Source organism: Bradyrhizobium sp. LA6.1 (genome assembly GCF_040547805.1).
Taxonomy (GTDB): Bacteria; Pseudomonadota; Alphaproteobacteria; order Rhizobiales; family Xanthobacteraceae; genus Bradyrhizobium; species Bradyrhizobium barranii.
The window spans coordinates 401,077-421,644 of the sequence record NZ_JBEPQK010000002.1; the positions used below are offsets into that span (position 1 = coordinate 401,077).

The 20,568-nt window shown below is 65.6% G+C and carries 21 protein-coding genes; 8 read left to right on the forward strand and 13 right to left on the reverse strand.

The genetic code is table 11. The annotated features are described in order from the left end of the window. Nucleotides 1–327: 327 nt before the first annotated feature. Nucleotides 328–915 carry a TetR/AcrR family transcriptional regulator gene (locus ABIB99_RS05455; RefSeq protein ID WP_354175016.1) on the forward strand — a complete coding sequence of 196 codons (588 nt, stop codon included), beginning with the start codon at nucleotides 328–330 and terminating at the stop codon, nucleotides 913–915. A 36-nt stretch (nucleotides 916–951) separates the two neighbouring features. Here ABIB99_RS05455 and ABIB99_RS05460 read toward each other — a convergent pair whose 3' ends face one another. The 4 genes from ABIB99_RS05460 to ABIB99_RS05475 form a co-directional block, all read right to left on the reverse strand. After that, complete coding sequence (locus ABIB99_RS05460; RefSeq protein WP_354175017.1) at nucleotides 952–1,242, reverse strand: hypothetical protein; 291 nt, start codon at nucleotides 1,240–1,242, stop codon at nucleotides 952–954. 102 nt (nucleotides 1,243–1,344) lie between these two features. Further along, nucleotides 1,345–2,376, reverse strand: a complete 1,032-nt coding sequence (locus ABIB99_RS05465) for an MBL fold metallo-hydrolase (RefSeq protein WP_354175281.1) — start codon at nucleotides 2,374–2,376, stop codon at nucleotides 1,345–1,347. A 218-nt stretch (nucleotides 2,377–2,594) separates the two neighbouring features. Then, nucleotides 2,595–3,245 carry a response regulator gene (locus ABIB99_RS05470; protein WP_028158452.1) on the reverse strand — a complete coding sequence of 217 codons (651 nt, stop codon included), beginning with the start codon at nucleotides 3,243–3,245 and terminating at the stop codon, nucleotides 2,595–2,597. Between the two features lie 7 nt (nucleotides 3,246–3,252). Then, on the reverse strand, nucleotides 3,253–4,623 hold the full coding sequence (locus ABIB99_RS05475; protein ID WP_354175018.1) for a sensor histidine kinase: 1,371 nt from the start codon (nucleotides 4,621–4,623) through the stop codon (nucleotides 3,253–3,255). A 200-nt stretch (nucleotides 4,624–4,823) separates the two neighbouring features. Between ABIB99_RS05475 and ABIB99_RS05480 the strand changes: the two genes are divergently transcribed. The 5 genes from ABIB99_RS05480 to ABIB99_RS05500 all read left to right on the forward strand — a co-directional run bounded on the left by ABIB99_RS05480 (nucleotide 4,824) and on the right by ABIB99_RS05500 (nucleotide 9,172). Next, nucleotides 4,824–5,594, forward strand: coding sequence for a MotA/TolQ/ExbB proton channel family protein (locus tag ABIB99_RS05480; RefSeq protein ID WP_212487398.1), 771 nt, complete (start codon nucleotides 4,824–4,826; stop codon nucleotides 5,592–5,594). After that, nucleotides 5,591–6,277, forward strand: a complete 687-nt coding sequence (locus ABIB99_RS05485; RefSeq protein WP_135215437.1) for a DUF2135 domain-containing protein — start codon at nucleotides 5,591–5,593, stop codon at nucleotides 6,275–6,277. Before ABIB99_RS05480 ends, ABIB99_RS05485 begins: the two co-directional genes overlap by 4 nt. Beyond that, the gene (locus ABIB99_RS05490) at nucleotides 6,270–6,875 is read left to right on the forward strand and encodes a hypothetical protein (RefSeq protein ID WP_166091382.1); all 606 of its coding nucleotides are present in this window, start codon (nucleotides 6,270–6,272) and stop codon (nucleotides 6,873–6,875) included. The genes ABIB99_RS05485 and ABIB99_RS05490 overlap by 8 nt, the downstream gene beginning before the upstream one ends. Nucleotides 6,876–6,991: 116 nt before the next feature. Beyond that, entirely contained in the window at nucleotides 6,992–7,732 is a 741-nt protein-coding gene (locus ABIB99_RS05495) for a metallophosphoesterase family protein (RefSeq protein ID WP_354175019.1), read from the forward strand. A gap of 6 nt (nucleotides 7,733–7,738) precedes the next feature. Continuing rightward, nucleotides 7,739–9,172, forward strand: a complete 1,434-nt coding sequence (locus ABIB99_RS05500) for a serine/threonine protein kinase (protein WP_231142281.1) — start codon at nucleotides 7,739–7,741, stop codon at nucleotides 9,170–9,172. Between the two features lie 6 nt (nucleotides 9,173–9,178). Here ABIB99_RS05500 and ABIB99_RS05505 read toward each other — a convergent pair whose 3' ends face one another. The 3 genes from ABIB99_RS05505 to rpe all read right to left on the reverse strand — a co-directional run bounded on the left by ABIB99_RS05505 (nucleotide 9,179) and on the right by rpe (nucleotide 10,572). Then, entirely contained in the window at nucleotides 9,179–9,370 is a 192-nt protein-coding gene (locus ABIB99_RS05505) for a hypothetical protein (RefSeq protein WP_014494175.1), read from the reverse strand. Nucleotides 9,371–9,392: 22 nt separating this feature from the next. Beyond that, nucleotides 9,393–9,572, reverse strand: coding sequence for a hypothetical protein (locus tag ABIB99_RS05510; protein WP_028147458.1), 180 nt, complete (start codon nucleotides 9,570–9,572; stop codon nucleotides 9,393–9,395). A 298-nt stretch (nucleotides 9,573–9,870) separates the two neighbouring features. Beyond that, nucleotides 9,871–10,572, reverse strand: coding sequence for a ribulose-phosphate 3-epimerase (gene rpe, locus ABIB99_RS05515; RefSeq protein ID WP_354175020.1), 702 nt, complete (start codon nucleotides 10,570–10,572; stop codon nucleotides 9,871–9,873). 252 nt (nucleotides 10,573–10,824) lie between these two features. Here rpe and ABIB99_RS05520 point away from each other — a divergent pair, with 252 nt between their 5' ends. Next, nucleotides 10,825–11,613 (forward strand): EF-hand domain-containing protein, encoded by a 789-nt coding sequence (locus ABIB99_RS05520; protein ID WP_354175021.1) that lies wholly within the window; start codon nucleotides 10,825–10,827, stop codon nucleotides 11,611–11,613. Between the two features lie 213 nt (nucleotides 11,614–11,826). Here the strand turns inward: ABIB99_RS05520 and ABIB99_RS05525 are convergent, their stop codons facing one another. Both ABIB99_RS05525 and ABIB99_RS05530 read right to left on the reverse strand, forming a co-directional pair. Next, the gene (locus ABIB99_RS05525; RefSeq protein ID WP_071912452.1) at nucleotides 11,827–12,825 is read right to left on the reverse strand and encodes a P1 family peptidase; all 999 of its coding nucleotides are present in this window, start codon (nucleotides 12,823–12,825) and stop codon (nucleotides 11,827–11,829) included. A 54-nt stretch (nucleotides 12,826–12,879) separates the two neighbouring features. Next, nucleotides 12,880–15,732 (reverse strand): PAS domain S-box protein, encoded by a 2,853-nt coding sequence (locus tag ABIB99_RS05530; protein ID WP_354175022.1) that lies wholly within the window; start codon nucleotides 15,730–15,732, stop codon nucleotides 12,880–12,882. Between the two features lie 195 nt (nucleotides 15,733–15,927). Here ABIB99_RS05530 and ABIB99_RS05535 point away from each other — a divergent pair, with 195 nt between their 5' ends. Further along, nucleotides 15,928–16,314, forward strand: coding sequence for a response regulator (locus ABIB99_RS05535; protein ID WP_071912455.1), 387 nt, complete (start codon nucleotides 15,928–15,930; stop codon nucleotides 16,312–16,314). A 74-nt stretch (nucleotides 16,315–16,388) separates the two neighbouring features. Here ABIB99_RS05535 and ABIB99_RS05540 read toward each other — a convergent pair whose 3' ends face one another. The 4 genes from ABIB99_RS05540 to livM all read right to left on the reverse strand — a co-directional run bounded on the left by ABIB99_RS05540 (nucleotide 16,389) and on the right by livM (nucleotide 20,568). Continuing rightward, entirely contained in the window at nucleotides 16,389–17,507 is a 1,119-nt protein-coding gene (locus tag ABIB99_RS05540) for a branched-chain amino acid ABC transporter substrate-binding protein (protein ID WP_028147453.1), read from the reverse strand. Between the two features lie 159 nt (nucleotides 17,508–17,666). Further along, nucleotides 17,667–18,410, reverse strand: a complete 744-nt coding sequence (locus ABIB99_RS05545; protein WP_354076293.1) for an ABC transporter ATP-binding protein — start codon at nucleotides 18,408–18,410, stop codon at nucleotides 17,667–17,669. Then, nucleotides 18,407–19,252, reverse strand: a complete 846-nt coding sequence (locus tag ABIB99_RS05550) for an ABC transporter ATP-binding protein (RefSeq protein ID WP_354175023.1) — start codon at nucleotides 19,250–19,252, stop codon at nucleotides 18,407–18,409. The genes ABIB99_RS05545 and ABIB99_RS05550 overlap by 4 nt, the downstream gene beginning before the upstream one ends. After that, nucleotides 19,249–20,568: a high-affinity branched-chain amino acid ABC transporter permease LivM gene (gene livM / locus ABIB99_RS05555; protein ID WP_354175024.1), complete on the reverse strand. Its 1,320-nt coding sequence runs from the start codon at nucleotides 20,566–20,568 to the stop codon at nucleotides 19,249–19,251. The genes ABIB99_RS05550 and livM overlap by 4 nt, the downstream gene beginning before the upstream one ends.

Here is a 20,568-nt window from a genome sequence, read left to right on the forward strand (position 1 = left end):
ACGTGTATATCCGTTCTCGGACGCTCCGATTGGGCGTCCCGCGGCGACCCGCCCGGGGAGCCCGAGGTCCGAAACAGTTGCGGATCGCGGGACATAAGGAGGTTGGGACCGCGGACGAATGGAGACTTAAGACAATGACGACCGAACTCATCAACTTCACCGGAACGATTGGGCATTGGCTCAATTTACTGGTTGCGCGCCAGATCGCGGCGCAGGCTGCAAAACTGCCTCATTAAGGCGAGAGCTTTCCGAAACGACCGGCACGGGCGCTTCGGAAGCAGCTCCATCGCCGGGTAACTGAGCCCTCAACGGGAACATGGTGCTGGCATGAATGAAGCCGTGATCTTGACGCCGGAGCGGATCCTCGAAGTCACCGAGGACGTTCTGCGGCGCTACGGACTCGCCAAGGCCACCGTGGTTGACGTTGCCCGTGCGCTCGATGTGAGCCACGGCAGCGTCTATCGCCATTTCCCGAGCAAGGCCTCGCTGCGCGAGGCCGTCGCCAAACGCTGGCTGGATCGCATCGACGCGCCGTTGCTGGCGATCGCAGAGGAGCAGGGGCCGGCGCCGGCGCGACTCGATCGCTGGCTGCGCACGCTGTTCGCCGCCAAGCGCTCGCGTGTGCTCGACGATCCCGAGATGTTCGACACCTATCTGACGCTGGCGCGCGAGGCTTGCGCCGCCGTCAAGTGCCACAAGGACACCATGATCGACCAGATCGCGTCGATCCTGACTGATGGCGTGAAGCAGGGCGTGTTCGAGGTGGGCGACGTCAAGGCCACCGCCCGCGCCGTCTTCGATGCCACCGTCCGCTTTCACCACCCGGCCCACGCCGACGAGTGGAAGGACGCCGATCTGCCCGCCCGTGTCGATGCGACCCTGGCGCTGGTGCTGCGCGGGTTGAAGGCGGCCTAGACCGACACGGTCCCGCCAAAGCGTGTAACTGTCGATTCAGCTTTTCGCCTTGTGCAAAAGGGCCTCCTCGCGAAGGGCAGGCGAGTGGGTCGATTGCCTTCCGTTGGCGGATGGGACTACCGGCGGGCTCTCCGGATATGTGTTCACCGCGATTTCGACGGCGTCCTTCGACCGCTTCCGAATGCGGTAGAATGTAAGCTCCTGATCGAGTGCGGGGCAGCGGAAGTGGACGACGGCCGTATCCGGCAAGCGGCAGAGTTCGTCGATGAGCTCGCCCACGGTGAGGAGCGGAGGATCGACGACCGTTCGGTGCATGGCCTTACTCATGGCGCAACTCCTTCACTCTGCTGCTAACCAAAGCGCGACGGTGTCGGTTCCATTCCGCTCGCCTCACGCGCTGGATAAAGGCGCGAACTGCGCGCTGCCGCGCTAGAGCGCGGATCCCGACCGCTGGCTGCGCGACCGCAAGATGCCGAACGGGTCTTCGCGCCCGGCCAGTTTCCGATATGTCGCAAGGTCGTCAAGCGTCGGACCTTCCCCGCGTCGGGCATTCCCACTCGTTCCAACCGGAATCGACGTGCCGAGGCCGGCATAGAGATAGCTGTCGCCGAACGCCTTCTTGAGCGCGGCAAAAGTCGGCTCACCGGTGCAATGTCCTGGTGCTACGGCGTCGACCTTGAACCTGTCCTTCAGAGCGGTAACGACTTTCGCGATTGCATCGTCAGGCGCCACGACCAGATGAAATCCGCCGGCGATGAGATGAATCCTGGGATTGATACCGGTCGCCGCTTCGACAATGCGCTCGATTCCGGGGTGCGAACAACCGACCAGAAGGACTACGCCTTCTGCGGTGTTGACGGCGAGAGACAGCTCCTTGAGTTCTCTTGTTCCGGGCGCGTCGGAGATCAGCGAAATCAGCGTGATCCCAGGAGCAATCTCGGTCGTTTGATCGATCAGTTCGAAGTTCGCGTTGGCCCATGCCGAGCCGAACTTCATCACCGCTGGAGGCTTGCCTCCGTAGTACCGCATCTCCGGCGGCAGGGCCTCGTCTTTCCGGAAGAAGCCGGAGGGCAGCGAAGAGCCGTAGATGCCAAATCCTTCCTTCGGCGCGTAGATCTTGACGGTCGGATTGACGCTCAGGACGTAGGACAAGCCCGCCATATGATCGGAGTGGCGGTGCGAAAGAACGACAAAGTCGAGGTCCGAGAGGTTGACGCCCCTGGCCTTCACGTTTGCCGCGAAGATCTCGGGGTCGTTACCCGTGTCGAACAGGATGCGTTTTCCCGCGACTTCGACAAGGGCGGAAAAACCCCAGTCCTTTGTCATCGCGTCATTTGTGCCGAAGGCGTCATAAAGAATGGTGATCTGGTCTTTCGCCTCGGCTGCTGCGCTCTCGGTGGTTCCGGTCGCGAAAACGTTGAAGGCGATCAGTGCGGCAAGAAGACTGTCCCTGATGTTCATGGAAGCGTCTCCTGTTGTCATGCAAAACATACAACGGGAACGAGGGCGGCTTCGAAAGAGCCGGGAGGCTCGCGTCAAGATCGGAGCCCAACAGACATCCACCGGCGGTCTCGTGCCGGATGCCGTGGCTGCGATCGAGCCTAGCACAATCCGAGAGCGACTGGAGACCTTCGTTGGGGCGGCCGGCCGGAACCAGATAGGCGTCCAGCCGCCAAGCTCTAGATCCTCGTCAGCCCGCAGCTCGCTGCCAGCCGCACGAGTTGCGCGTCGGTGCGCGCGCCGGTCTTGGTCTTGATCAAATAGTGATAGTTCTGCACCGTCTTGACGCTGAGATTGAGATGAGCAGCAATCTGCTCAGTCGTCGCGCCGCCGGCGAATTGGCGCAGGATCTCGATCTCGCGCTCGCCCAGTTGATCCAGCGCCGAGCCCGCCGACAGGCTGTCCTCGGCCAGGATATGCGCGATGTCGTCGCTCATGGCGCGCTCGCCGCGCGCAACGCTGCGGATCGCGGTGACGACCGCGGAGGGTTCGCTGCTTTTGGTGACGAAGCCGCTGGCGCCGGCGCTGAAGGCGGCTTTCACCAGCACGGCTTCGTTGTGCATGGTGAAGACGAGGATGCGCGCCCGCGGGCTGCGCGCGCGGATGTTGCGGATCGCCTCCAGCCCGCTCGCGCCGGGCATCGAGATATCCAGCAGGACGACATCAGGGTCGTGCGCCTTGAAGGCGCCGTAGGCGTCCGCGGCATTGTCGGCTTCCGCCACGACATGGAGATCGCCCTGGCTCTCCAGCACGCGACGGTAGCCTTGCCGCACGATCGGATGATCGTCGACCAGCAGCACGGAGATGCCTGTTGCCGCGACCTCGCTCATGTCGGCCTCACGCTGCGAGCGGGATGGTGGCGGCGACGCTGAGGCCTCCTCGCGCAGGCAGGATCGACAGCGAACCGCCGGCCGCCGCGACCCGCTCGCGGATGCCGGTGAGGCCGAAGCCGGCCGACTGCGCCACGCGTGCGGCGTCGCCGCCGCCGTCGTCCTCGACACGGATCAGCAACGCGTCGTCGTCACCGGTGCGCCGCTCGATGCGCAGGGAGATCTCGCGCGCCGAGCTGTGGCGCAGTGCGTTGGTCAAGCATTCCTGCGCCACGCGATAGGCGGTGGTGGCGGCCGGGCCGCTGATGTCGGTGAGGTCGCCCCTGAGATCGAGCCGGATGGTCGGCTGCGCTGCGCTTTGCGAGCGCCAGCTGTCCACCAAATTGACCAGGCTGGCCTCGAGCCCGAGCTCCTCGGGCAGGGGATTGCGCAGGCGTTTGAGCGCATCGCGCAGCGAGGCCATCAGATGATGGGTAGCCTGCGAGATCATGCGCGCGTCCTGCGCGATTGCGTTATCCTTGCTCTCCTTCGCGCTTGCGGTCTCGATCGTGTTGGCGAAGGCGAGGATGGCGGAGAGATTTTGGCCGAACTCGTCGTGCAGCTCGCGGGCGAGCGCGCGGCGTTCGTCGTCACGGATCTCGATCAGCCGCCTTGTCAGCGCCGCGCGCTGTTCGGTGGCTTCCTCCAGCCGGCCGCCGAGCTCGCCGACGGCGCTGCCGATCATCGCCAGCTCCATGGAACGGAAGCGCGGCAGTTTCGTGCGATACTGGCCCCGCGCCATGCGCTGGAGCGCGGTGACGATGGTGCGCGCCGGCGCCAGCGCGTGCGCGATCGCGAGCGACGCCAGCAGAGCGATCGCCGCCGCCATCAGAAGCGCGACATCGACCACGTTGAGGAGATACTCCCAGGCAAGCGAGATGGCCGCTGCGGCATCCGGCGTCGCGACGACCGTTCCGGCGGCTGCCGCGCGGGGACTGACGGGCCTTATCACTTCGGCGTGGCTGCCGAGGAAGATGGGTACGATCGCGGTGAACCAGTGCGGCGGCGTCTTGCCTAGCCCCACGCTCTGGCCGCAGAGCGGCCTTTCGAATGCGATGGCCGGCTGGAACTCGACGCAGACGCCGGGCGAGATCAGCTTCATCGTCTCCAGGGTGCGCCACTCCGGAACCGGCAAGAGCTGCTCGCGCGTTCTGCTGCTGCGCAACAAGAACTCGTGCCAGTACAGCGCCTGAAGCGCCTGCGCGACCCGCTGCGCCGAGGCCGCGGTCGCCCGGTCGACGCTGCGATAGGCGTCGAACGTGGCCCAGACGGTCGCAGCGCCAAGGCAGAGCGCGACGATGAGAAGCAGACGGGCGACAAGCTGAAGCACGAGGCGCATGCGATCACCCTCAACGTTTGGTAAGGTCAGCCTAACAACGCCGCCGCGCCTTGCCAATTGCGGGGTTTGGGCCGGATTGCAGCTCGGGCAAATTTCCCAAGCCGGATTGGGCATGGCTCTTTGGACCGCGCGCGGCGGCTTTGATCTAATCGGGGTGGAATCGTTGCAGGCCAATCCCTGCAAGCCAGGAGCAGTGCAGCATGAGTTCGATGACGATTGGACCGATCGCGGGGTCTGCTGCCGACCCATCCGAGCGCAGCGCGCTGCTGTTCTGGATGATCTTCACCGGGCTGTCGATCTTCGCCGTCGTGCTGCTGTGGCGCTTCGGCCTGATCCGCCTGATGCTGACCTCGGATCGCACCTACATTTCCAGCGTGATCGCGTTGCTCTATGTCGTCACCTGCGGCCACTGCTTCCTGCGGACACGGGCGATCGCCCGTGAAGGCGCGGCGGCGCGGCGCTGCCGGGCGGTGCTCGCGGCGCCCGGGGGCAGCAAGGTGCTCGACGGCAGCGCGGCCGCGCTGCCACGCGGGCTGGTGCGGGACCACATCGAGAGCCTCGTGACGAAAGCGTCCGCGCAGGACTACCGGGCGGTCGACCAGACGCTGCTGCTGCGGACACTGGCCGACCGGCTGCGCGGCTCCAACGGCTTCGGTGCCTTTGTCTCGGACACGCTGATGAAGCTTGGCCTGCTCGGCACCATCATCGGCTTCATCATCATGCTGGCGCCGATCGCGGGGCTGGATGCCGCCGACAAGGTCGCGATGCGTTCATCGATGGGGCTGATGAGCGACGGCATGGCGGTCGCGATGTACACGACGCTCGCGGGCCTCGTCGGCTCGATCCTGGTCCGCATCCAGTACTACATGCTGGATGCAGCGACCCAGCGCGTGTTCTCGGATGCTGTGGTGCTGACCGAGACCTACGTGACGCCGGTGCTGGAGCGCAAAGGCGCTGGAACCGCGTCATGATGGATGACTTTGGTCTCTATCCGCGCGAGGAGCCGTTCGATCCCCTGGGCGTGATGCTGTTCAAGGCGCTCCAGGTGATCGCCTTCCTGTTTTTTCTCGCGCTCCTCGCGGTGTCGCCCGATGCCAAGGACGGCAAGATCGATTCCAAGGCCGAGTTCATGATCACGCTGGACTGGCCGGACAGCCATCCAGACGATCTCGACCTGTTCGTGCAGGATCCCGCCGGCAACATCGCCTGGTATCGCCACCGCGAAGCCGGCTTCCTCACGCTCGATCGCGACGACCGGGGCGGGGCCAACGACTTCATCATGGTCAACGGCAAGAAGATCGCCTCGCCGATCCGCGAGGAGATCGTCACGGTGCGCGGCATCGTCGCCGGCGAATACACCGTCAACGTCTCGCATTTCGTGGCGACGACGGGCGAGCCGGTCCAGGCCAATGTGAAGGTACAAAAACTCAATCCGACCGCGCAGGTGGTCTTCGACAACAAGTTCACGCTCGATCACACCGGCGACGAGAAGACCGCGGTGCGGTTCCGGCTCGATGCGGAAGGCAAGGTCGTCAATGTGGACCAGCGGCCGAAATCGCTGCTCGAGACGTTCCGCAGCAGTTGGCGCAACGGCGCCGATCTCGACCCGCGGACGGGGGTGAGCAAGAACGCTGTGAGGGTGCGCCGTGACTAGCCTGCAGACGGTCATCCTCACGCTGTCGGTCGCCTACGCCGTCATCGGCGCGCTGCTGCTGGTCGTGCTAGTCTATGCGCGGCTGCACTGGTCGTTGAAGGCCGTCGCGGTGGTCGTGACCAGCGCCTTCTATGTCGTCAGCTTCACCGAGATGCGCGGGCTGCTGGGCTGGGCCAGTTCCGAACGGCTGCCGGCGACCTTCAAGCTGCTGAAGGCCCGCATCGTCGAGCCGCATTCGCTGGAGGGCGATCCCGGCTCGATCTATCTCTGGGTCGAGCAGCTCGACGAGGACAATCGGCCGAGCGGCATCCCGCGCGCCTTTCGTGTGCCCTACAATGACAGGCTGGCCGACAAGACCCATGCGGCGGAGAACGAGATCGCGCTGGGACATCCGCAAGGCGGCCGCGCCGCCGATTTCGGCGGCGGCGATGGCAGCCTGATCGACATGGTCCGGGAATATGTGACGCCCAAGACCATTCTGGAGACCAGCGGCGGCGATTCCTCGACCGGCGAATTCCTGGCACCACCCGCCGGCGCGCAAGGCGCGGTGTTCACCCCGATTCCGCCGCCCCGGATGCCGCCGAAAGACGAGCAATAGGCCCTTCACCATCGCGACAGGGGCACGTGGAAAACGGACCCGCACTGGCGCATCTTCTTGACGTCCCTCAATTTGGCCTTATCGGCTTCCGATAAGGCCTTTGGGGTGGAGGGTGCGTGCTTCTCGCTGTCTTCTCGGATATCCACGGCAACCGGCAGGCGTTCGAGGCCTGCCTGAAGGTTGCCCGCGCGAAGGGCGCGGAGCGGTTCGTCCTGCTCGGCGATTTCGTCGGCTATGGCGCCGATCCGGAATGGGTCGTGGATACCGTGATGGGTCTGGTCCGGGAGGGCGCCATCGTCGTCCGCGGCAATCATGACGAGGCGGTCAACACCACGACCGAAGCCATGAATGCGGAGGCGCAGATCGCGATCGAATGGACGCGCGGGCGGCTCGACGTCGCGCAGCGGCGGTTCCTCGCCGAGCTGCCGATGCTGGTGGATGAGAAGGAGCGCCTTTACGTCCACTCGGAGGCCTCGAGCCCGCAGCGCTGGCACTATGTCCGTTCGACGGCGGATGCCGCCAAGAGCCTGATATCGACGCCCGCCCATGTCACCTTCTGCGGCCACATCCATCGCCCGGCGCTCTATTCGATGTCGGTGACGGCGAAGATGACGGGCCTCGTGCCCAAGACCGACGTTTCCGTGCCGCTGCTGCGCGGGCGGCAATGGCTGGCCGTGCTCGGCTCGGTGGGCCAGCCTCGCGATGGCGATCCATCCGCAGCCTTCGTGCTGTTCGACACCGTGTCGTGCCAGATCACCTATTGCCGCGCGCCCTATGACATCGCGAGCGCGGCGAACAAGATTCGCGAGAACGGCCTGCCGCCCTGGCTCGCCGACCGGCTGTCGCAGGGACGCTAGAGGCCGATGCCGCAATCCCTGGTCAAATCAGGCGCCGAGATCGACGGCTACACCATCGGCGAATGCGTCCATGCCGGCGGCATGGCGACGCTGTGGACCGTCACCCATCCCGGCATCGACGTGCCGCTGCTGATGAAGATTCCGCGGGTGTCGGAGGGCGAGGACCCCGCCGCGATCGTCTCGTTCGAGATGGAGATGATGATCTTGCCGCGGCTCGCCGGCCCGCACGTGCCCTCGTGTTTCGGCACCGGTGACTTCGCGCACCAGGCCTACGCCGTGATCGAGCGCATTCCCGGGACCACGCTCTACAAGCGGCTGCCCGACCTGCCGCTCCCATATGAGGAGGCGCGGCAGCTCGTCGCGAAGATCGCCGCCGCGCTGGCCGATCTGCACCGGCAGAACGTGATCCATCACGACATCAAGCCGAGCAGCATCATGTTCCGCGATAGCGGCGAGGCGGTCCTGATCGATTACGGCCTGTCGCACCACAACCATCTGCCGGACCTGTTGCAGGAAGAATTCCGCCTGCCTTACGGCACCGCGCCCTACATGGCGCCCGAGCGGCTGTTGGGGGTACGCGACGATCCGCGCAGCGATCTGTTTTCGCTGGGCGTGCTGCTCTATTTCTTCACCACCGGCGAGCGTCCCTTCGGAGAGGGCGAGACGCTGCGCGCGATGCGTCGCCGGCTGTGGCGCGATCCGCATCCGCCGCGCGAATTGCGCGCGGACTATCCGCCCTGGCTTCAGGAGGTGGTGCTGCGCTGTCTCGAGATCGAGCCGGTGCGGCGCTATCCGACCGCGTCCCAGCTCGCCTTCGATCTCGCTCATCCGGACCAGGTCAGGCTCACCGCGCGTTCGGAACGGCTGAAGCGCGACCCCTTGAGCGTCGCCTGGCGGCGGCGCTTCAACCTGGGCGTCATGGCGCCGCGCGCGAAATCGGACGTCGCCGCGCAAATCGCCTCCAGCCCGATCCTCGCGGTCGCGCTCGACACGGTGGAAGGCGCGGGCGAGCTGAACGAGGCGCTGCGCGTGACGACCGAGCGCATTCTCGCGACGCTGCCGTCGGCGCGGCTTGCCTGCGTCAACGTGCTCAAGCTCAACCGCATCGCGATCGACCGGACGCTCGACGAGCAGGGCTCCAACAAGCATATCGACCGCCTGGTCGCGCTCCGGCATTGGGCGACGCCGCTCAAGCTGGACGAGAGCCGGCTGTCGGTTCACGTGCTGGAGGCCGTCGACCCCGCCGCGGCGCTGTTGGAATTCGCCGAGATCAATCAGGTCGACCACGTCATCATCGGCGCACGGCAGAGCTCGTTCCGCCGCACGCTGCTCGGCAGCGTCTCGGCCAAGGTGGCCTCGGAGGCGGCCTGCACCGTCACCGTGGTGCGGCCGCCGCGGATGGCTGCGGCGAAACCGGACGCCGGCGTCGTGTGGGGCTAGGAAAGATCACGCCGCGTGGGCGGCGTGGACGGAGCGCTTGCGGCGGATCGGCCAGCAGAATTGCGGGCCGGGCTCGCCGTGATCCGCGCCGCCGCCGAAATACTGGATGATCTCGCGGCAGGGCTCGCAATTGAAGAGGTTACGCGACGCGGATGCCTTGGTCATTTCCTTCAGGCAGTTCGGGCAGTGCGGTTTCATCGGGCGTGGTCCAGAACAGAATTCAATGCCGGCGCGGTGACCGGAGCGGGTGATCCGGGTCCGCCATCTCGGGCCCGGTGTCGTCGCGCCTCTCGCCTTCGGTGCGTTCGAGCCGACCGAAGAAATAGTCGAGGTCAGGATGCGGGCGCCGCGGGATGCGGCACCTGCGCTTCGCTTGACGCTTCACGAGCGCGATCTGCATGGGCTCAGGCCCGATACCAGTCGCGACGGACGATGCGGGCCGAACGTGCCGGCACCCTCGCCGGTCCGGCCGATGGGCCAAACACAACAAACGCACTGAAACCAAGCCACAACGCCACGCCAGTCCAAACCAGGGTCGTCGTCATGATGTGCTCCCGCGAAAACAGGCAGGAATCACTAGCGGTGATTTGCACGAATCAGGGAAGCCCGGAGGAGTACGGATCAAGGTGCAATTTAGGCATTGCGCGTCGCAACGCCCGTAAGACCCGCAGCTTTTCAGCAAATATGTTGCTTGTGCTTCAGATCGCTTCGCCGCGTGCGCCTGCGGCGGCGTTACGGATCGCGGCGATGTTGGTCTTGTACGCTTCCTGCGTGCCGCCCTTGAACACGGAGGTGCCGGCGACGAAGGCGTTGGCGCCCGCCGCGGCCAGGGGACCCGCGACATCGGGACCGACGCCGCCATCGACCTCGATGTCGATCGGACGTCCCGCCGTCATCGCGCGGATGTCGCGGATCTTGCCGACCGCAGACGGGATGAAGGCCTGGCCGCCGAAGCCGGGATTGACCGACATCACCAGCACGAGGTCGACGAGGTCGATGACGTATTCGAGCACGCTGATCGGCGTGCCCGGGTTGAGCGAGACGCCGGCCTTCTTGCCGAGCGCGCGGATCGCCTGGAGCGAGCGGTGCAGATGGGGACCGGCTTCCGCATGCACGGTGATGTGGTCACAGCCGGCTTTGGCGAAGGCCTCGAGATAGGGGTCGCAGGGCGAAATCATCAGATGCGCGTCGAAGATCTTCTTGGTGTGCGGGCGCATCGCCTTGATGACGTCGGGGCCGTAGGAGATGTTGGGCACGAAATGTCCGTCCATCACGTCGAGATGGATCCAGTCGGCGCCGGCCGCGTCCACCGCGCGCACCTCTTCGCCGAGCCTGGAGAAGTCCGAGGCCAGGATCGAGGGCGCGATGGCCAGGGGGCGGGGAGTGAAGGCTTGGGTCATGGCGCGGTGTCCCGTGGCGGCCGTGAAAGATGATGCTCGCCTAACATGGGCCTCTCAGCCGGGCAATGCAGGGGTGGCGTGCTTCCTGTGGGCGGAAATTTCTGCCGCGACCGGCATGAATTGCCGGTGTTCCGGAGCCGCGCCAGGCGTCGCGAAGGCGGATTTCATTGAGCTTTTTGCGCTGGCACGACGCTTGCTGACATCACCGCCAGAACATTGGCTGCGGCGTGCCGCATCGGTTGGAGTTGTGCAATGTTGTTTGCCCTTGGTGCCGTATCGAGCGCGCTCGACGCGATCCAGTCGCTGACGAACTCGAAATCGTCCTCCTCGACCCAGAAGACGGGGTCTTCGCAGAACGCGCCGATCAATCCGTTCGCGATCGACAGCGGCAGCAGCACGACCAGCGGCGCGACCTCGTCGGTCAACGCGGGCAAAACGCCGCAAATCTCGCCGGAGACGATGAACGCGCTGTTCGCCGCGCAGAGCCAGTCGTCCAGCGGCACCGGCAGCACGGCCAGCTCGACCTCGTCGAGCTCGACGTCTTCGACCTCGACGAGCCGCGACGCCGCGCTGAAGGACCTGTTCTCGCAGATCGACGGGGACGGCGACGGCAAGATCACCAAGTCCGAATTCGAGAACGCGCTCGGGGCCGGCGGCACCAACCTCGCGCAGGCCGACGACGTGTTCTCGAAGATGGATACGAATTCCGACGGCAGCGTCAGCCTGGATGAGATGTCGAAGGCGCTGAAGAGCGGCCATCACGGCCATGCCCACGGTGCCAGCGGCTCCGGCGATGGATCGGATTCCGCCTCGAAGTCGAGCGGCGGGTCGACCTCGACCACGACGACCGCTGCGGACGGCTCGACCACCACCACCGTCACCTATGCCGACGGCTTCAAGATGTCGACGACCGTCCCGGGCGCCTCCAGCTCCTCTCGCAATTCGGCCTACGATCTGTTCGCGCAGTTGATGCAGCGGCAAGGCGGGCAGGGCCAAGGCGCCTCAGCGACCGCCGGCTCGTCGATGTCGATGAGCGTCTGACGCCCACTCGCTGTCATGCCCCGGCTTGCCGCCTTCGCTAAAGCTTCGGCGGCCGAGCACCCTTGTGGCCCCGGCGTAGCCTTGGCGGAGCCGGGACCGGGGCATCCAGTACGCCGCGGCTTCTCGGTTCAATCACAACTGTCTCTGGGATACTGGATCGCCCGGTCTTCGCCGGCCGATGACGCGCGATATACGGTGAGAGGCGCGTGCCGCTTACGCGCCGAAGCGGTCCTTCCACGCCGGTAATGCTCCCGCAAACGGCAGCGCCGTCGCGCTGTACACGCCGCGCGCGATCGCGCGCGCGACCACGTTGGCGGCGACCGTGCCGAGCTCGGTGAGGCCGACCAGCGGCTCGATCGGCTTCTCACAGGTCGCAGCCGCAAACAGCACGTCGCCGTCGGTCGGGGCATGCACGGGATAGATGGCGCGGGCAAATCCGGTGTGCGCGATCATCGCAAGCCGCTTGGCCTGGGCCTTGGTCAGCGTCGCATCGGTGACGACGAGGCCGATCGTGGTGTTCTCGCGCGCGCTCGCGGCCGGGCCGCCCTTGATGCGCATCGCCAGCATGTCAGGCGTGAATTTGGATGGCAGGCCGCGCCCGCCGAACTCGCCGTTCTCCTCGAACGGCGCCGCCCAGAACCACGGTCCCTCGCCGACGGTTGCGCTGCCGACCGCGTTGACGACCATGATGGCGGCCACCTTGATGCCGTTGGGCAGGACCGCTGAAGCCGAGCCGAGCCCGCCCTTGAAGGTCGCGGTGGTACAGCCGAGGCCTGCGCCGACGCTGCCCAGCGCGAAGTCGTGGCCCGCGGCCACAGCTGCCGCGTAACCGAGATCGCGATAGGGCGCGAAGCGGCCCCAGGCCTTGTCGCCGCCGTTGAGCAGGTCGAACACGATGGCGCCCGGCACGATCGGGATCACCGCCTCGCGAATCCGGAAGCCGCGGCCCTGTTCGGCAAGCCAGGCCTGGACGCCGCCGCCGGTCTCGATGCCAAAGGCGGAGCCGCCGGACAGCGCAATCGCATCGACGCGCTCGACCGTGCTGGCAAGATCGAGCAGCGCATCCTCGCGCGTGCCGGGCCCGCCGCCGCGCACGTCGATCGCCGCGACCGCCGGGGCATCGAAGATGATCGCTGTTGTGCCGGAGGCGACTTTCGCATCCTCAGCATGGCCGACGCGGACGCCGGCGATATCGGTAAGCAGGTTTTTCAAGGCCGGCACTCCATGCGCTTCAGGCATCAGCGATAGCGCACCGATGCCGCGCGCTCAACTCGCCAGCGCGGTCCTGAGCATCTTGGCAAGCTCGGATTTGCGATAGGGCTTGGCCAGCAGCAGCACGCCGGAATCGAGCCGGCCGTGATGGACGATGGCGTTCTCGGTGTAGCCCGAGGTGAACAGCGTCTTCAGGTCGGGACGCCGCCGTACCGCCTCGTCCGCGAGCTGGCGGCCGTTCATGTGGCCCGGCATGATGATGTCGGTGAAGAGCAGGTCGATGCCCTTGTCGGCATCGATGATGGTGAGGGCTTCGGCCGCATTGGCGGCCTCGAGCGCGGCATAGCCGAGGCTCTTGATCTGGGTCACGACATATTGGCGCACCAGCGCGTCGTCCTCGACGATCAGGATCTTCTCGTCGCCGCCGGCGATGGGCACGTTCTGGAGCGACTCGTACTCGCTCTCCTGCACGCCGCTCGAGCGCGGCAGATAGATCTTCACGCTCGTGCCGTGGCCTTCCTCGCTGTAGATCTTGATGTGGCCGCCGGACTGCTTGACGAAGCCGAACACCATGCTGAGCCCGAGCCCGGTGCCCTTGCCGACCTCCTTGGTGGTGAAGAACGGGTCGAACACCCGTTCCATCAGGTCGGGTGGAATGCCGGTGCCGGTGTCGCTGACCGCGATCATCACATAGCTGCCGGCGACGACGTCGGGATTCATGCTGGCATAGCCGTCGTCGAGGAAGATGTTGCGGGTCTCCAGCACCAGCGTGCCGCCGTCCGGCATGGCGTCGCGCGCGTTCAGCGCGAGATTGAGGATCGCGGTGGAAAGCTGGCCCGGGTCGACCAGCGCCGGCCAGGCATCCTCGGTGAGCTGCGGCATGATGGTGATCTGCTCGCCGAGGGTCGGGTGCAGCAGCTTGGCGGCCTCGAGCGCCAACGCATTGACGTCGATCTCGCGCGGCTGGAGCGGCTGCTTGCGGGCAAAGGCGAGCAGGTGCTTGGTCAGTTGCGCGCCGCGCTCGGCGGCGTCGTCGATCAGCTTGGTGATGGCGGCGAGCTCGGGACGGTCGGCCACCGCGTCCGCGAGGATGCCGATCGTGCCGGTGATGACGGTCAGCACGTTGTTGAAATCGTGGGCGACGCCGCCGGTCAGCTGGCCGATGGAGTCCATTTTCTGGACCTGCCTGAGCTGGGCTTCCGCGGCCTGCTTCTCGGTGAGGTCGCGGCCGATGAAGAAATGGCGCTTCACCGGCTCCGACCAGGTCCCCATCCAGTTCAGCGTCACCTCGTGGCCGTCGTAGTGGTAGTAGCGCGCCTCGAAGCTGCGCTTGACCGCGCCACGCCGCGCCGCGCGCATCTCGCTGCGGGTGTTGTCGAGGTCATCAGGGTGAATGAACTCGATGGCGCTGTGCCCGATCATGTCCTCCGGCTTGTACCCGAGGATGTCCTTCACGCTCGGGCTGATCTGGATGAAATTGCCGTAACCGTCCGTCACGAGGATCAGGTCCTGCGAGGTCTCGAAGATGCGCTGGCGCTCCTCGATCTCGCGGTTGAGAGCGGATTCCGCCCGCTTCCGCTCGGTGATGTCGCGGGCGACCTTGGAGGCGCCGATGATCTTGCCGTCGGTCGATCGCAGCGGGACCTGGCTCAGCAGGACGTCGATCGGCTGGCCACTCTTGTGCAGCCGCACGGTCTCGTGCTGGTCGATGACCTCGCCGTTGCGGGTGCGGGCCAGCATTTCGGCGACTTCCTCGCGCTGCCCCTCGGGCATGATGATATCGACCTGGCGGCCGATCGCCTCGCTGGCGGAGTAGCCGAAGACGTGCTCGGCCGCCTTGTTCCAGGACGTGATGGTGCCGTCGAGCGACTTCGTGATGATGGCGTCGTTGGAGGACTCGACGACGGCGCTGAACAGCCGCTCGCGCTCGGCATAATAGTTCCGCTCCGAGCTCGACTGCCGCTGCAGCGCGCCGACCATGCCTGCCGTGTTGGCCTGGAGCCGCACGTTCTCGATCAGCAGCACCGCGAGCACGAAACTCGACGCAAAGAGGCCGTAGAGCCGGCCGGCATAGAAACCGAGGTCGAAACGCGCGACGTTGACGATCGCCGACAGCGCGATGTCGAACAGCCAGGCGCACATCGTGACCATGAGCCAGACGTCGATCACCGTGTGCGGCTTGCGAAACCACAGCGTGACCAGCGCCGCGAAGCTCAGGGACCACACGAACGACACCACGCCGATCATGGTGGGGGTGTAGTGGCCGTCCTTGAGCAGGACCGGTAGCAGGCCGTGCTGCGCAGTCACCAGCCAGGCGAAGACGGTCAACGCGACGAACACGCCGGCGACGGAAAGTGCGATCGCGGGAGCCGTCGCGCCCGCAACCCTGTTGCCGCCGTTGCCGTCCTTGAGCCAGGCATAGGCCAGCACGAACAGCGGGAAACCGGCGTGCCAGATCATGTAGAGCCAGACGGTGCTCTGCGGGCCTGCACCGAACAATCCGGCCGGGGCGAACAGCCCGGGGAAGGTGAGGGCGTGGGTCACCGCGGCGCCCGCCGTGAACATATAGCCGATCGACAGCAGCAGCAGCGCGCGGCTGCGCAGCACGGCGAACTGCGACAGCAGCAAAACGGCGGTGATGATGTCGCTGACCGCGAGCGCCGACTGGTAGCTCGCCACGAAGGCCGGCACCTGTGCGAGCGGCAAGCCCGCAAACGGTACCGCCAGTGCGAACAGGATCGCGGAGATGCCGACGATCGCCAACGCAGCCCTGCGATCGCTTCGCGTAGCCGGCAAGGTCGACAGGAATGTGCTTCGGTCGTTAGGCGCTAGCACGTCGATCTCTCGTAAGCCGGCATGATGACCTCCTACGTCAATCTCTTCCGGCCGGGAAGCCGCTACCCGCATGGTAGCCCGCTCCGGGCGCGCATCCTGACAGAAAGCGCATGCGACTCAACCGAAGGTTACAGCTTATTTAACTTGGGGTGGGACTTGGAACAGGTAGTTGGTAAGAGGTGATTTACCGGGACAGACCCATACTGCCTTGCCGGGCACTTGCGGTGAATTGAACCAAATAATGATACGTATCCGGGAGTTGTTCCCATGCGCCGTGTTCTCGTTGTCGACGACCAGAAGGAGGTCCGCGCCATGGTCGCGATCGTGCTTCGGGTCAACCGCTTTGACGTCGTCGAAGCCGAGAGCGGCGCAGCGGGCCTGAAAGCCTTCAGCGAGGGCGCTTTCGATGCTGCGATCGTCGATATTTTCCTGGCCGACACCAGCGGCGTTGACGTCATGGCGGCCATTCGCGAGCGAGTTCCCGGGTTCCCGATCGTCGCGGTCTCCGGCATGACCGCGCTGGATTTCATGGGCGAGGCGCCTGGTCTGGCCGACGTGGTATGCCTGCAAAAGCCATTTCGGCCGAACGATCTCCTGCAAGCGCTCCACAAGGCCCAGGCTGCGGCGGGCGGCGAGCTCTCCGCAGCCGTGTGACCGCAAGGCGAAAGAAAACGCCCCGGCGAACCGGGGCGTTGGATTGATCTGATTAAAAGGTCAGGCATCCTGTCTCAGGTGCCGTTGCCCTTGATCTCGGCGTAGCCGCCCTTGGCGTCCCACTTGTAGACGACATAGTCGAGCTGCTTGATGTCGCCCTTGGCGTCATACTCGATCGGGCCGATCACGGTGTCCCACTTGCCGGCCTTGATCGCCGCCATGACCTTCTTGGCGTCCGTGGTGCCGGCCTTCTTTGCCGCCTGCGACCAGACCTGCATCGCCGCGTAGGTGTAGAGCGTATAGCCCTCGGGGTCGATGTTCTTGGCCTTGAAGGCGTCGACGATCTTCTTCGCGGTCGGCTTGTTGCGCGGATCGGGGCCGAAGGTGAACAGCGTGCCTTCGCCGGCCGGACCGGTGATGGAGGCGTACTCCTTGTCGGCGAGCGCGTCGCCGGCCATCAGGATCGTCTTGAGGCCCTGGTCACGCATCTGGCGCAGGATCAGGCCGCTCTCCTGATGATAGCCGCCGACATAGACGAGGTCGATGTTGTCGCGCTTCAGGCGCGAGACGATCGCGTTGAAGTCCTTGTCGCCCTTGTTGTAGGACTCGTACATCTTCTCGGTGATGCCGGCCTTGTTGAGCGCCTTCTTGGTCTCGTCGGCGAGACCCTTGCCGTAGGTGGTCTTGTCGTTGAGGATCGCGATGTTCTTGCCCTTGTAGTTCTTGGCGATGTACTGCGCCGCGACTAGGCCCTGCTGGTCGTCACGGCCGCAGACGCGCGCCACGTTCCAGAGTCCGCTATCGGTGAACTTCGGATTGGTCGAGGCCGGCGTGATCTGGAGCACGTTGCCGTCGGCATAGGCTTCGGAGGCGGGGATCGACGACGACGAGCAATAGTGCCCGGCCACGAACGGGATTTTCGCGCCGGCGATCTTCTCGGCGATCGAGCGCGCCTGCTTCGGGTCGCAGGCGTCGTCCTCGACGTTGAGCGCGAGCTTCTTGCCGTTGACGCCGCCGGCGGCGTTGATGTCAGCCACGGCCATCTCGGCGCCGTTCTTCATCTGGCGGCCGAAGGCGGACTCTCCGCCGGTCATCGGGCCTGCGACTGCGACGGTGACATCCTGCGCGAAAGCCGCGCTCGATAGCGCGATCGACGCGCCGAATGCCAGACCGATGAGCTTCAGTGATTTCATGAGATACCTCGCGGGTGGTCGACTGTGGAAGTTGCCGGGTACGCCCGGTCTAAACCGGCGCCATTCTTGAATGAATCTCGGGAGAAGTCACCGGCAAAATACGGGCATTGGCGGAGATATCTCGCCACATTCGGCCGCACGCGCTCCCCGTCGGCAACCTCAGCCGTGCCGGCCGCCCTCCAGGTAGGCGGCGCGAATCTCGGGGCGCTGCAACAACTCGGCGCCGGTCCCGGCCAGCGTGATCAGGCCGTTGACCATGACGTAACCGCGATGGGCGAGCTTCAGCGCATGGTTGGCGTTCTGCTCGACGATCAGGACCGTCAGGCCGTCCTGGCGGTTCAGGGTGCGGATCGCATCGAAAATCTGGCGCGCGATCAGCGGCGCCAGCCCGAGCGAGGGCTCGTCGAGCAGAAGCAGGCGGGGGCGGCTCATCAGGGCGCGGCCGATTGCCAGCATCTGCTGCTCGCCGCCGGACAGCGTTCCGCCGCGCTGGGCGTAGCGCTCCTTCAGCCGCGGGAACAGCGTGAACACGCGTTGCAGCGTGGCCTCGCGTTCGGCGTCGGTGCATCCGGTGGCGTCCGCTCCCATCTGGAGGTTTTCCGCCACGCTCATGCGCGGGAAGATGCGGCGGCCTTCCGGCGATTGCGCGATGCGCAAATGGGCGATCTCGTGGGTGGGAACCTCGGTGATGTCACGGCCTTCGTACAGGATCTGGCCGGCGCGGGCGCGCGGCTTGCCGAAGATCGTCATCATCAGCGTCGACTTGCCGGCGCCGTTGGCACCGATCAGCGCGACGATCTCGCCGGCGCTGATCTCGACATCGACGCCCTTTAGCGCCTCGATCTTGCCGTAGGCCGCGCGCAGGCCCCGGATCGAGAGCAGGGGAGTGGACGCCGACGTCACGACCCGCTCTCCATCACGGCTACGGCCTCTTCCTCGTCGGTGCCGAGATAGGCGGCGATCACCTTGGGATCGTCGCGGATCTCGCGCGGGGTGCCTTCCGCGATCTTGACGCCATGGTCCATCACCACGATGTGGTCGGAGATCTCCATCACGACCGACATGTCGTGCTCGATCAGCAGGATCGAGGTGCCGAGTTCGTTGCGGATCGAGAGCAGGAGCTCGCTCAAGGCTGCGCTCTCGCGCGCGTTGAGACCCGCGGCGGGCTCGTCCAGGCACAAAAGCGCGGGCTCGGTGCACATCGCGCGCGCGATCTCGAGCCGGCGCTGGTCGCCATAGGCGAAATTGCCGGCGGCATCGTCGGCGCGGTCGAGCAGATTGACCCGCTTCAGCCAGTCGGTGGCAAGGTCGATCGCGCGCTTTTCGGCGTCGCGGTAGCCGGGCGCGCCGATGAGGCCGAGGAAGGTGAAGCCGGAGGCGCGCATCAACGCGTTGTGCTGCGCCACCATCAGGTTTTCCAGCGCGGTCATGCCGGGAAACAGGCGGATGTTCTGGAAGGTGCGCGCCACCTTGGCCTGTTTGGCGATGCGGAAATCGTTCAACCGCTCCAGCGCAATCACCTTGCCGTCGTCATGGGTGAGGCGAATGGCGCCGCCGCTCGGCTTGTAGAAGCCGGTGATGCAGTTGAAGACGGTGGTCTTGCCGGCGCCGTTCGGTCCGATCAGCGCGGTGATCTTCTTCCGCTCGGCAGCGAATGAAAGATCCTGCACGGCGACGATGCCACCGAAGCGCATGGTCAGCTGGTCGACGCCAAGAATCTTGTCGCTAATCTTGTCGCCGCTCATCCGTGCCCTTCCTTGACGAGGTCGGAGGAGATCGCCTGCGCCTTGGTCAGATACACGGTCGGCGCGCGATGGCCGATCAGGCCGCGCGGCCGCCAGATCATGATCAGCACCATGGCCATGCCGAACACCAGCATGCGGTAGGTCTCGAGGCTGCGGAACAGCTCGAAGCCGCCGATCATGGCGAGCGCGGCGAGCGCGACGCCGAGCTGCGAGCCCATGCCGCCGAGCACGACGATGGCGAGCACCAGCGCCGATTCCTGGAAGGTGAAGGATTCCGGACTGATGAAGCCCTGGCGCGTCGCGAAGAACGCACCGGCAAAGCCGCCGAACATGGCGCCGGTCGCGAACGCCGTGAGCTTGGTGGTCGTGGTGTTGATGCCGAGCGCGCGGCAGGCGACCTCGTCCTCGCGCAAGGCCTCCCAGGCGCGGCCGATCGGCAGGCGGCGCAGCCGGATCGTCACCCAGTTGGTGAGCAGCGCGAGCGCCAGGATCAGATAGAACAGGAAGACGATGCGCTGGGTCGGCGAATATTCGATGCCGAGCCTGGCGGCGAGCCCGTTGTCGCTGTTGTCCAGCGGGATGCCGAAGAACGAGGGGCGGGGAATGCTGGAGACGCCGTTGGGGCCGCCGGTGAGGCTCTGCCAGTTGATGATGACGAGGCGGATGATCTCGCCGAAGGCGAGCGTCACGATGGCGAGATAGTCGCCGCGCAGGCGCAGCACGGGGAAGCCGAGCAGCACGCCCCAGAACGCGGCGAGGATGCCAGCAAGCGGCAGGCAGACCCAGAACGACCAGCCGAAATTGGTCGCCAGCAGCGCGTAGGAATAGGCGCCGACCGCATAGAAGGCGACGTAGCCGAGGTCGAGCAGGCCGGCGAGCCCGACCACGACGTTCAGCCCCCAGCCGAGCATGACATAGGTGAGCACGAGGATCGCGAGGTCGAGGATATAGCGCTGATCATAGAAGATCACCGGCACAAGCACCGTGAAGATCAGAAGTGCGGGCGCCAAGTAACGGCCCAGCAACGACATGCCGCTGCGTACAGCCGGCGGCACCAGCTTGTCGGTGCCGCTGGAACCGATCCACTGTCGCAACAGCCCGAGCACGATCGAGCCGCCGAACACGGCGGCAACGAGGGAGGCGACCTCGCCGAAGCGGGTCCAATAGGTGAGCTGGCCGTCGGAACCCGCTTCGGTGCGGACGCCGACCATCAGCGAGAACAGCACCAGCGCGATCAGGGCGTTGACGAAGGCCGTCTTCAGCAGAGCGGGGATGTCCGTTGCAGGTTTGGTCGTATTGCTCGAGAGAATTGTCAC